This window comes from Corynebacterium sp. L4757 (assembly GCF_043673995.1).
GTDB lineage: Bacteria > Actinomycetota > Actinomycetes > Mycobacteriales > Mycobacteriaceae > Corynebacterium.
On the sequence record NZ_JBIMEN010000008.1, the window covers coordinates 20934 to 32541 of the forward strand.

Genomic DNA, 11608 nt, shown 5'->3' on the forward strand with positions numbered 1-11608 from the left:
AGCGAGGGTGGGAATGATTCTGGCGTTGCTGAATGCACGCCCCGCTGTCACACTAGTGACGTCTTGATGTACCGCCACTGATCACGAGCCACTGATCACTCCAATTTCCATAAGGATCGAAGAACATGTCGAAGCCGGTCGTTTTAATTGCCGACAAACTTGCCCCATCCACCGTCGAAGCGTTGGGAGACGGCGTTGAGGTTCGCTGGGTTGATGGACCTAACCGTGAAGAGCTGCTCGGTGCAGTAGGAGAGGCAGATGCCCTCCTGGTTCGATCTGCAACCACCGTGGATGAAGAAGTCCTTGCTGCTGCCACCAACTTGAAGATTATTGGCCGTGCAGGCGTTGGCCTGGACAACGTTGACGTGCCAGCTGCTACTGAGCGCGGCGTCATGGTTGTTAATGCGCCAACCTCCAATATCCACTCTGCTTGTGAACACGCAATCTCCTTGCTGCTGTCCACCGCACGCCAGATCCCACAGGCTGATGCCTCCCTGCGTGAGGGCGAGTGGAAGCGTTCTTCCTTCAAGGGCGTAGAAATCTATGGCAAGACCGTTGGCGTCGTGGGCTTCGGCCACATTGGTCAGCTGTTCGCTCAGCGCCTGCAGGCTTTTGAGACCAACGTTATTGCTTATGACCCATACGCTAACCCAGCACGCGCGGCTTCCTTGGGTGTTGAGCTCGTTGAGCTGGATGAGCTGATGGCTCGCGCTGACTTTGTCACCATCCACCTGCCTAAGACTCCTGAGACTGCTGGAATGTTCTCCGCTGAGCTTTTGGCTAAGGCAAAGAAGGGCCAGGTCATCATCAACGCGGCCCGCGGCGGTCTGGTTGATGAGCAGGCATTGGCTGATTCCATCAAGGCTGGCCACCACTGGGGTGCTGGCTTCGATGTATACGCCACCGAGCCTTGCACCGATTCTCCACTCTTTGAGCTGCCACAGGTTGTTGTCACCCCACACCTGGGTGCATCTACCGCTGAGGCTCAGGACCGCGCCGGTACCGACGTTGCTGATTCTGTTCTGAAGGCTCTGGCTGGCGAGTTCGTGCCAGACGCAGTCAACGTTTCCGGTGGCCGCGTGGGCGAAGAGGTTGCAGGTTGGCTCGACCTGGCGCGCAAGCTGGGCCTGGCTGCTGGCAAGCTGCTGCGTTCTGCACCAGTTGCTATCGAGGTCACCGCATGCGGCCAGCTGTCCACTGAGGACGTCGAGGTGCTCGGTCTGTCTGCTGTTCGCGGTCTCTTCTCCGGCGTTACCAGTGAGGCAGTAACCTTCGTTAACGCAATGTCAATCGCAGATTCCCGTGGCGTCACCGTCAAGGTCTCCACCAAGGATGAGGCCAAGGGCCACAACTCCGTTGTCCGCGTGAAGGTCATTTCCGCTGAGGGCGATACCTCCGTTCTGGAAGGTGCACTCACTGGCATCGACGGCGTTGAGAAGATTGTCCGCATCGATGGCCGCGGCGTTGACATGCGCGCCACCGGCCGCAACCTGTTCTTCTCCTACTCTGACCGTCCAGGCGCACTGGGCGTTGTTGGCTCCGTCCTCGGCGGCGCTGGCATCAACATCGAGGCAGCTGCCTTGACCCAGGGTAAGAAGGATGAGACCGCCGTTCTGATTCTGCGCGTTGAGCGCGAAGTCAATGACGAACTCATCGCTGACATCCAGGCACAGCTTGAGGCAACCTCTCTGCAGGTAAACTTCGACGCTTAATGCCTCGAAGGTGCATCACCGGCCACCACATCCCACGCAGAAATGACTACGCGGGGAGTGGAGGCCGGTTTCTATTTGCCTAAGCGGCCTTGATTTCTTGGCCTAGTGCTAGCCCCTGTCACACTATTCCGCTAAAGTGGACATATCCACTGAATGAGAAAGGTGTCCCACATAATGAAACTTGCAGTTATTGGCGGCGACGGAATCGGCCCTGAGGTCACAGCAGAAGCAGTTAAGGTACTGCGTGCTGTTCGCGATGACATTGAGACCACTGAGTTCGATCTTGGTGCAACGCGTTATCTCAACAACGGCGAGCTGCTCACTGAAGATGACTTGGCTTCATTGCGTGAGCACGACGCGATTTTGCTCGGTGCGGTCGGTGCGCCGGGTCAGGTCCCTCCTGGAATCCTGGAGCGCGGCCTGCTGCTGAAGCTGCGTTTCGCTCTGGATCACCACGTGAATCTGCGTCCTTCCAAGCTGTACCCAACTGCTGTTTCACCTTTGTCTAACCCAGGCGACATTGACTTTGTGGTTGTCCGTGAGGGCACCGAAGGTCTCTACGCCGGTAATGGCGGTACCCTGCGTCAGGGCACCGAGCACGAAGTTGCCTCTGAGGTTTCTCAGAACACCCGCTACGGCGTTGAGCGCGTTGTCCGCGATGCCTTCAACCGTGCACAGAACCGCCGTAAGAAGCTCACTCTGGTACACAAGACCAATGTTTTGGTCAACGCCGGTGATTTGTGGCAGCGCACCGTCGATGAGGTCGCATCTGAGTTCCCTGACGTCACCGTTGATTACAACCACATTGATGCGGCAACCATCTACATGGTGACCGACCCTTCCCGTTATGACGTCATTGTCACCGACAACCTCTTCGGTGACATTCTCACCGACTTGGCTGGCGCCGTTGCCGGCGGCATCGGCTTAGCTGCATCCGGCAACATCGACTCCACCGGGACCAACCCATCCATGTTCGAGCCTGTCCACGGCTCCGCACCTGACATCGCCGGCGAAGGTATCGCTGACCCAACCGCCGCCATCCTGTCCGCGGCACTCATGCTTCGCCACCTCGGCGATGAAGACAACGCCCAGCGCATTGAAAAGGCCGTCTCCGAAGACGTCTCCGCCCGCGGAGATGAAGAAATCAAAACCGTCGTTGTTGGCGACCGCATCGCAGCTGCACTGGCGTAATAGCGAGCGCTAAGCTCCTAAAGCTACTTCATTTCAACTCCCTGAACTTCGACACGGTGGAAACTGTGCGTATTCAGGGAGTTTCTGCATGGAGAAGGGGCTAAACCGTGGAACACACGCGGAAGCCTTTGGGAAGTCGGCTGTGAATTCACAATAACCACGCACGGAGAATCAGGTGTGTTCTCGCAAAAGGGGCAACAACATGTCTGAATACTGCAGGCTTTCCAATGCATTTACCCCCTGAACCACGGTTGCTACCTTGTTTCAGAAATCCTGGCACTAACATTGGGGCTAATGAATACTTACTTAGGTTCTCAGTCAGCTTCTAGCAAGGGCGCCGCGCGTGGTTCCGGGTCGGGCAGGTTACGCCGGCGCGGACGGGCGGCGGTGGCAGCTATTGGTGCTGCGTTGTTAGTGGCTTCGTGTAGCGCTTTTACCTCAGACGAAGGATCGTCAGAGGATGGCCAGAATGTGGCCTCGCAGGGTGCGCCGACGGCTCCCAGCTTTGCGGTGGATGCACCGACGTCATTATCGGAGGCTGACCCATCGGGGCATGCTGCGGCGCAGCATTTCTTCCCGGCGGATGCGGGGGAGAATGACCCAGCTAGTGAGCAGCTGATCGTTGCGGGCGCTGATGAAGCGGACCAGTATGCGGCAGCGCAGTTGTCGGTGGAATCTGGTGCGCCGATGATGATTATTGCGGATGGCCCAGATGGTGATGAGGCCAAGGCGCAGATTGCTGAGCTTGCGCCTAATGAGGTTATTTCCTTCGGTATGGATTTGAGTGAAGACCCAGCTTTTGCTGAGTCAGATATTTCCTTTGAACTCGGTGGCACCTCCGAAGCGGGTACAGGAGAGGGGGAGGGCGGCGAGACCAACACCCAGGCAGCGCCAACCAGTATGGCGGAGATGGTGGCGCTGGAGAGCCCGAATGATGGCAAGGAAGGCACACCGGTGGTTCTTGTAGGCCCAGGTACGAACGTGGCGCAGGTGGCCACCGCACGTGCAGTGGGTGCGCCGGTGCAGGTGCTAGCGGCCGCAGACCCGCGGGCGACGTCTGAGTCGATGGCAGCGGTTGCTGAAGGCAACGTGGTGGCACTGGGTGAAGGCTTTGGCACCCAGGAAGAATTTGATGAGCAGGTCAAGCTTGCTGCTAATGGTGAACTACCCGGCGGAGGCGGACTGGTATTCCCAGGACGGCGCATGGTGGCGTTATACGGACATCCATCAGGCCCGGCCCTGGGCGTGATGGGGGAGCAGCCACCAGAAGAAGCTGTGGCACTTGCGGAGCAATATGCGGCGCAGTACCAGGAGCTGACTGACTGGCCAGTGGTTCCGGCCTTTGAAATTATCGCGACGGTCGCATCAGATGTGCCAGGTGCAGATGGTGATTACAGCAATGAATCGCAGCCGGAAGAGCTGCGCCCATATGTGGATGAAATTACTGAAGCAGGCGGCTATGCTTTCTTGGATCTGCAGCCGGGACGCGCGAGGTTGATCGACCAAGCCAAGATGTATGAGGACCTGCTCAAGCACCCCAACGTGGGCTTGGCACTGGACCCAGAGTGGAAGATTGGCCCAGATGAGGTGCCAATGACCAACGTGGGGCATGTGGAAGCAGAAGAAGTTAATGAGGTCAATGAGTGGCTGGCACAGCTAGTCCAAGATAATGACCTGCCACAAAAGGGCGTTATTTTGCATCAATTCCAGCAACAGATGCTGCGTGACCGCGACCAGATTGATACCAGCCACCCAGAGCTATCTTTCATCCTGCATGCGGATGGACATGGTGATGCGGGGCAGAAGTTTGATACGTGGGATGCCATGCGCCAGGGACTGAGCCCAGACTTCTTCATGGCGTGGAAGAACTTCATTGATGAAGACACGCCAATGTTTGACCCAACTCAAACTTATGAGGTTGATCCACGCCCATGGTTCGTGTCTTACCAGTAACCTAAGGCGCATGAGCGTCGAAGTAGAAGAAGTTCAATCATTCCTCGCCACAATTGAGCCCTTCCAGCATCTGCCGGAAGAAGAACTCGCTGCGCTGTCGGGGAAGATGACAGTCCGCTATGTCCGGCGGGAAGAAATCATCTTTGATTATGAAGAACCCAATGATTACCTGCGCATTATCCGCTCAGGTGCCATTGACATCATCGGCAAGGATGAGGTCTTGCTCGATCGTCGGGAAGCCGGATTAACCTTCGGGTATTCCACCATCATCGGCACAAACTCTTCGCGCTACCGCATGCAGGCGGTAGAAGACTCCCTGGTCTATGAGCTACCCCGGGAAGAATTCATCACTCTGTCCAAGCGCTACCCGGGGGTATCCAGGTTCTACTCTTCCCAGTCGCGCCGTATCCGTGCCGCGGCGGAGGAAGTCGCTAAAGCGGGGGCGAGCACGAATATCCTGCGCACGCACATCCATGACGTGAAGATCGCGCAGGCCAAATACTGCGCCCCAGGCTTGTCCATCCGTGAGGCAGCACAGCGCATGGAAAAAGACAACGTTTCCTCATTGCTGGTTATTGAAGATGATGAGCTCTTGGGCATCATCACTGACCGCGATATGCGAGGTCGCGTGGTCGCTCATGGCATGGATACCAGCCAGCCAGTGTCAGAGGTCATGACGCGGGACTTGCTGACGCTTGGTTCGGATTCATTAGCCATGGAAGCGCTATTGATGATGTCCGAGCGCAAAATCCATCACCTGCCCGTCGTGGACAAGGGCAATGTCACCGGCATCGTTACCCAAAATGACATCGCGCGCCTCTTGCACAATGACCCGGTATTTCTCACCACAGACCTATCGCGCAAGAACTCAGTGGATGAGCTCGCAGACGCCTTTACCCGTACCACCAAGGTGGTTGCCCAGCTGATTGAATCCGGCGCCGCACCAGAAGAATCCGCCGGCATGATCACCATCGCCGCCGACGCCGTTGCGCGGAGGCTTTTTACCTTAGGCATTGAGAAATACGGGCCACCGCCGTGTGACTTCGCATTCGTCGCAGTTGGCTCCCAAGGCCGCAGGGAGATGGTCTTGGCCTCCGACCAAGACAACGCATTAGTGCTTGCCGATGACTTCCTGCCTGAACACGATGCCTATTTCCAGAAGCTCACCAGTTTCGTCTGTTTAGGCCTAGATAGGGCAGGGCAAGTGCTGTGTCCCGGTGACATGATGGCCATGAACCCACAATGGCGCATGACTGTTAGCCAATGGGAAAAGACCTTTTCCACCTGGATTGGCGCGCCTGGCCCAGATGCGTTGCTCAATGCGCAGATCTTCTTCGACTTCCGCGTTATCGCCGGGAGCCAAGAACTAGGGGATAGAGTCCACCAAACCGCCGCGCGACTCGGCGCCGGTGCCCGTAGAATGCACGCGCACCTGGCATCGCTAGCAGCGCGCCGGGAACCACCATTGACTTTCTTCAAGGGCCTGGTGGTGGAACGCTCTGGGGACTATGCGAACACACTGGACGTAAAGAAGGGCGGCAGCGCCGGCATTGTCCAGATGGCGCGTCTCTTCGCACTCTCAGCCGGAGATGCATCTGTGGAAACCCGCGAGCGCCTAAAACAATCGGCGGGCAAGACCGTGAGCACAACTGGTGCGCAGAATCTACATGATGCCTTTGATTATCTTCGCTCCATCACATTGAGGCACCAAGCGCTACAAGTGAAGACCGGCGAGCAACCGAATTACCACATTGATCCCAAGCAGCTATCTGGCATGGAGCGCGAAAACCTCAAGGACGCATTCTCCATTATCAAGAGCATGCAAGGCGCCTTGGCCACAAAGTATCCAGTGCGCAATATCTAGAGAGTGGAGGTGAGAAGTCGTGGCATTATTTAATTTCCTTAAACAGCGCAAGAGGTTCGATATTGGTGCGCCCGCACCCAATTCACTTCTTGAGGACGTGGAGTTCTTGGCTGTAGACATGGAGACCACCGGACTCAAACCCAAAGAAGACCAGATTGTGTCTATCGGCTGGGTGCCGGTCACCAATAACCAGATCCACCTAAGCGGTGCGAAATACGTCCTCATCAAAGGCGTGGAGGTCGGGCAATCAGCAACTATTCATCATCTCACCGATTCAGACCTAGAAGACGGTACGAGCCTGGATGAAGCAATCACCATGCTCATTGAGGCACTTCAGGGCAAGGCTTTGCTTACGCACTTTGCGCCGATAGAGACGGCCTTTTTAAACGACGCCTGCATGCGCCTGTGGGGCAAAGAACCAAAGCTCTCAGTCGTGGACACCTTTGCCCTCGAAAGGCTTCATATGGAGCGTATGGGAACCTATCCGCGTGGGGAAGACTTGCGCCTGGCTCGGGCACGTTCGCGCTATAGCCTGCCAAATTATCGCAACCACAACGCGCTAACTGATGCCATTGCCTGTGCGGAGCTTTACCTCGCGATGGCGGCGCACCGCCCGCAGAAGCGATTGAGTGAAATGCAGAAAAATCTGCAAATCTAATGACAGTTAGAAACGCATAAAGTTTCACAACTAAAACTTCGCAAGACCAAGCATTTACTGCTATTAACCGGGATGTAAAGTTGTTAGCCCAATCCTTTGCAAGTATGCAAAGATACGATTTAGTAGCATTGACTACATGCGTTTAGGACGAATTGCACACCCCGAAGGAATCTGCTTTGCCATTATTGAAGGCGACAGCGATGACCCAAAGAGTGACCAGCTTGTAGCTAAAGAAATTGCTGGCACTCCATTTACCACTCCAGAGCCAACCGGCCGTGAGTGGAAGCTTAATGAGGTTCGCCTCTTGGCTCCATCTTTGCCAACCAAGGTTGTGGCTTTGGGCCGCAACTATGCAGACCACGTTGCTGAGGTCTTTAAGGAATCAGCAGATTCTCTGCCACCAACCATCTTCATCAAGCCTTCCACTGCCGTTATCGGCCCAGAGGCGCCAATCAAGATTCCTGAGTTCGCCACCAAGGTGGAATTCGAGGGCGAACTGGCAGTAGTTATCTCCAAGGTTTCCAAGAACATTGATCCAGATAACTGGAAGGACCACGTTCTTGGTTTCACCATTTGTAACGATGTCTCTTCCCGTGACCTGCAGTTCCAGGACGGCCAGTGGGCACGTGCCAAGGGCATTGACACTTTCTGCCCACTCGGCCCATGGATCCAGACTGATCTGGATGCGCTTGACCTCGATGATCACAAGATCAACGCTTACCTCACCCACGACGGCGAGCGTGAGCAGAAGCAGGATTCCAACACCAACCAGATGATTGTGAAGATGGGCGGCATCCTCGCGGAAATCTCCCAGTCCATGACTCTGCTCCCAGGTGACGTCATCACTACCGGCTCACCGGCGGGTACCGCACCAATGTTCAATGGTGACCGCATTGAGATTGAGATTCCTAAGGTCGGAATCCTTGCCAACCCAATTGAGAATGCATAATTCTTAAGCTCGAAGTAACTCGCCCCAGGTAACGCGCAGATGCGTTCCTGGGGCTTTTGCTGTTTGTGTTCGAAACGGCGCCAGGACTGGGCGTGCGTCCAATAAAACCCAGTAGGAGAAGCTATTGGCGCTGCGGTCTAGAGATTTTGAATACCCATCGCACGCACGATGGTTTGTAGCTTTGCGGTGGTTTCTTCGAGCTCGGCTTCAGGGTCGGAGTCTTCGACGATTCCGCCACCGGCCCATGCGCGGGCGGTGAGTCCATCGCCGGCAACCTCCGCGCAGCGAATGGCGACGACGTATTCACCATCGCCGTTAGAATCGCACCAGCCAACGGCACCGGAGTAGAAACCGCGGTCGGTTTCAGCGGTGCAAATGAGCGATTTTGCGGCTGCGGTTGGTGTGCCGCAGATAGCCGGGGTTGGGTGACACAATGTAGCCAATTCCAGCGCCGTGGTAGAAGGTTTCTTCAGCGTGCCGGTAATTGGAGTGCCCAAGTGCCACATCTCATTGGTTTGAACCAGCTGGGGCCTAGATGGAGCGTGGAATTCCGAGCAGAGCGGTCGAAGAATCTCCACCAAGTGGTCAACCACGAAAGCATGCTCGCGCAGATCCTTAGCGGAGTTGATCAGATGTTGACCGGCAGCGTGATCTTCCTCGGTGTTCGCGCTACGGGCAGCGGACCCAGCAAGTGGGAAAGCGCTAACGATATTGCCTTGCTTTTTTACTAATACCTCGGGAGAGGCGCCGACTAGCATCGCGCCGTCATATCCAGCTGGAGTGAGATCAGCGGCGAATCCATTGCGGTGATTCGACATGTCGATAAGACGTGCTGCGACCAGCATGGGGTCTACTGGGCCATCGAATTCGATGTCAACAGCGCGAGCTAGAACGACTTTCTCCAAGCGTGAAGCAGTAATCGTTCCGATGGCAGCTTCAACGCGACGTAGATGCTCATGCGGATCGGGATCGACAGCGGAGACTTCCGAGGTCAACGTTTGATTGCGGAAAAAGGAGTGTGGCTCGAGTGCGCCTTCTTCTCGAATGATTGATTCCGGAACGGTCAAAGCAGCGGGCTTGTCCAAATCAAAGGGAAGTGCGCCAACGACCATTTCAACGCGCTGTGCCTCAATATCGTCAATGGCTTTATCGACATTGACGTAGGTTTTTACCGACCCTTGAGTACGCACAGAGCCCGTTGCACGAGACAACAGGAAGTCAGGCGTAGTTGAAGGGCGAGAGGCAGACACAACGAAATACACTACTTCCATATACGGCGAGTATTAAAATTGAGGCCCCCTAATTCACAGAGAAGCTCAAAGCATGTCCCCCGAGCGGGAAAGAAGAGGCGGAAGGACAATGCCGTTCCCCAATCTGGAAGCGAATAACCGGGCTGGTCTAACATTGTGTTTATGACTCAAGAAGTACGCGTACGCTTTTGCCCGTCGCCCACTGGTACTCCGCACGTTGGTATGGTGCGAACCGCCCTTTTTAATTGGGCTTATGCTCGCCACACTGGCGGCAAACTCATTTTCAGAATTGAAGATACTGATGCTGCCCGTGACTCAGAAGAGTCATACCAGGCAATCATTGACTCCTTGACCTGGCTGGGTATGGGCTGGGATGAAGGCGTCAATGTTGGTGGCCCAAATGAGCCATACCGTCAGTCACAGCGCATGGACATCTACGCGGATGTTCTGGCGAAGCTCAAGGAAGCAGGCCTGGTATACCCGGCGTACTCCACCGCAGAAGAAGTAGAAGAGCGCCACAAGGCTGCTGGCCGCGATCCAAAGCTCGGCTACGACAACTACGACCGCGAGCTCACCGATGAGCAGGTCGCCGCATTCGAGGCCGAGGGCCGCAAGCCAGTCTGGCGTCTTCGTATGCCGGAGCAGGACTGGTCCTGGACGGACCTGGTGCGCGGTGAGATGACCTTTAAGGCTGAAACCCAGCCAGACTACGTCGTGGCACGCTCTAACGGCGCACCGCTGTACACCCTGGTTAACCCAGTCGATGACGCGCTCATGCAGATCACCCACGTCCTGCGCGGCGAGGATCTTCTGTCTTCCACGCCACGTCAGCTGGCGATGTATGAGGCCCTCAAGCAGATTGGCATTACCGATTTCACCCCAGAGTTTGGCCACCTGCCATTCGTGATGGGGGAGGGCAATAAGAAGTTGTCCAAGCGTGATCCACAGTCCAACCTGTTCAATCACCGCGATAATGGCATCATCCCAGAGGGCATGCTCAACTACCTCTCACTGCTGGGATGGTCCTTGTCTGCCGATCAGGACATCTTCTCTGTTGATGATCTTGTTGCTAACTTCGACATCAAGGACGTTTTGGGCAACCCAGCACGTTTTGATCAGAAGAAGCTGGAAGCAATCAACGCTGACCAGATTCGTCTGCTCGATCCAGAAGAGTTTGCTTTCCGTCTGCGTAACTATCTGACTGAGTACACCGACTTTCCTGAAGACTACGACGGTGAGAAGTTCGGCATTGCCGCCGACTTAGTACAGACCCGCATCAAGGTGCTTTCCGATGCCTACGATCTCCTCAAGTTCCTCGTCATCCCTGACGCTGAACTGACCCTGGATGAAAAGTCCGCTAAGAAGAACCTGAAGGAAGACGCTGTAGAGCCGCTAGAAGCCGGTATTACCGCGCTTGAGGCAGTAGAGGAGTGGAACACTCCAAATATCGAAGCAGCGCTCACCAAGGCTCTTATTGAGGACCTCGAACTCAAACCACGCAAGGCCTACGGTGCACTCCGCGTCGCGGTTTCCGGCGCGGCTATCTCTCCACCTCTGTTTGAGTCCATGGACCTGCTTGGCAAGGAATCCACCTTGGCGCGCCTCAATGCTGCACGTGCGGTAACTCCATTCCAAGCGGCAGAGTAGCCACTTGAGCTAAGCCCAAAACAATCCCCAGTCTGCAGCAGATTACACGCGTGAAATTAGCTGTACGCTGGGGATTTGGCTTAGTTCAGGATAATGGATATAGTTATAAACCGTTGCAGAGAGCGGTGAGTGCCGAAATTCAAAGCAATGATGGCCTATGGTGTAATTGGCAACACAGCGGTTTCTGGTACCGTCGTTCTAGGTTCGAGTCCTGGTAGGCCAGCAGTGATTACTGCTAAGAAATTAGTATTATCACGTCCTAATGCCCCGTTCGTCTAGCGGCCTAGGACGCCGCCCTCTCACGGCGGTAACACGGGTTCAAATCCCGTACGGGGTACAAATAGAAATCCTTCCAACCATATTCGGTTGGAAGGATTTCTGCAT

Annotated in this window: 8 protein-coding genes and 2 tRNA genes; 9 read left to right on the forward strand and 1 reads right to left on the reverse strand. The window is 55.5% G+C overall.

Annotated elements, in window-relative coordinates; genetic code table 11:
- Positions 1 to 125 precede the first annotated feature (125 nt).
- The 6 genes from serA (at position 126) to ACG98I_RS10305 (ending at position 8327) form a co-directional block, all read left to right on the forward strand.
- Positions 126 to 1712 carry a phosphoglycerate dehydrogenase gene (gene serA, locus ACG98I_RS10280; protein WP_394720548.1) on the forward strand — a complete coding sequence of 529 codons (1587 nt, stop codon included), beginning with the start codon at positions 126 to 128 and terminating at the stop codon, positions 1710 to 1712.
- A gap of 174 nt (positions 1713 to 1886) precedes the next feature.
- Positions 1887 to 2903, forward strand: coding sequence for a 3-isopropylmalate dehydrogenase (locus tag ACG98I_RS10285; protein WP_394720549.1), 1017 nt, complete (start codon positions 1887 to 1889; stop codon positions 2901 to 2903).
- Positions 2904 to 3197: 294 nt separating this feature from the next.
- Entirely contained in the window at positions 3198 to 4856 is a 1659-nt protein-coding gene (locus tag ACG98I_RS10290) for a cell wall-binding repeat-containing protein (RefSeq protein WP_394720550.1), read from the forward strand.
- A gap of 10 nt (positions 4857 to 4866) precedes the next feature.
- Positions 4867 to 6720 (forward strand): DUF294 nucleotidyltransferase-like domain-containing protein, encoded by a 1854-nt coding sequence (locus tag ACG98I_RS10295; protein WP_394720551.1) that lies wholly within the window; start codon positions 4867 to 4869, stop codon positions 6718 to 6720.
- A gap of 19 nt (positions 6721 to 6739) precedes the next feature.
- Positions 6740 to 7378: an exonuclease domain-containing protein gene (locus tag ACG98I_RS10300; RefSeq protein WP_394720552.1), complete on the forward strand. Its 639-nt coding sequence runs from the start codon at positions 6740 to 6742 to the stop codon at positions 7376 to 7378.
- Positions 7379 to 7514: 136 nt separating this feature from the next.
- The gene (locus tag ACG98I_RS10305) at positions 7515 to 8327 is read left to right on the forward strand and encodes a fumarylacetoacetate hydrolase family protein (protein ID WP_394720553.1); all 813 of its coding nucleotides are present in this window, start codon (positions 7515 to 7517) and stop codon (positions 8325 to 8327) included.
- Positions 8328 to 8464: 137 nt separating this feature from the next.
- Here ACG98I_RS10305 and ACG98I_RS10310 read toward each other — a convergent pair whose 3' ends face one another.
- Positions 8465 to 9577: an isochorismate synthase MenF gene (locus ACG98I_RS10310; protein WP_394720554.1), complete on the reverse strand. Its 1113-nt coding sequence runs from the start codon at positions 9575 to 9577 to the stop codon at positions 8465 to 8467.
- 162 nt (positions 9578 to 9739) lie between these two features.
- Here ACG98I_RS10310 and gltX point away from each other — a divergent pair, with 162 nt between their 5' ends.
- From gltX to ACG98I_RS10325, 3 genes are all read left to right on the forward strand, one after another.
- Entirely contained in the window at positions 9740 to 11224 is a 1485-nt protein-coding gene (gene gltX / locus ACG98I_RS10315; RefSeq protein ID WP_394720555.1) for a glutamate--tRNA ligase, read from the forward strand.
- A 151-nt stretch (positions 11225 to 11375) separates the two neighbouring features.
- A tRNA-Gln gene (locus tag ACG98I_RS10320) sits at positions 11376 to 11447 on the forward strand.
- Positions 11448 to 11488: 41 nt separating this feature from the next.
- Positions 11489 to 11561, forward strand: a tRNA-Glu gene (locus ACG98I_RS10325).
- Positions 11562 to 11608: the final 47 nt, after the last annotated feature.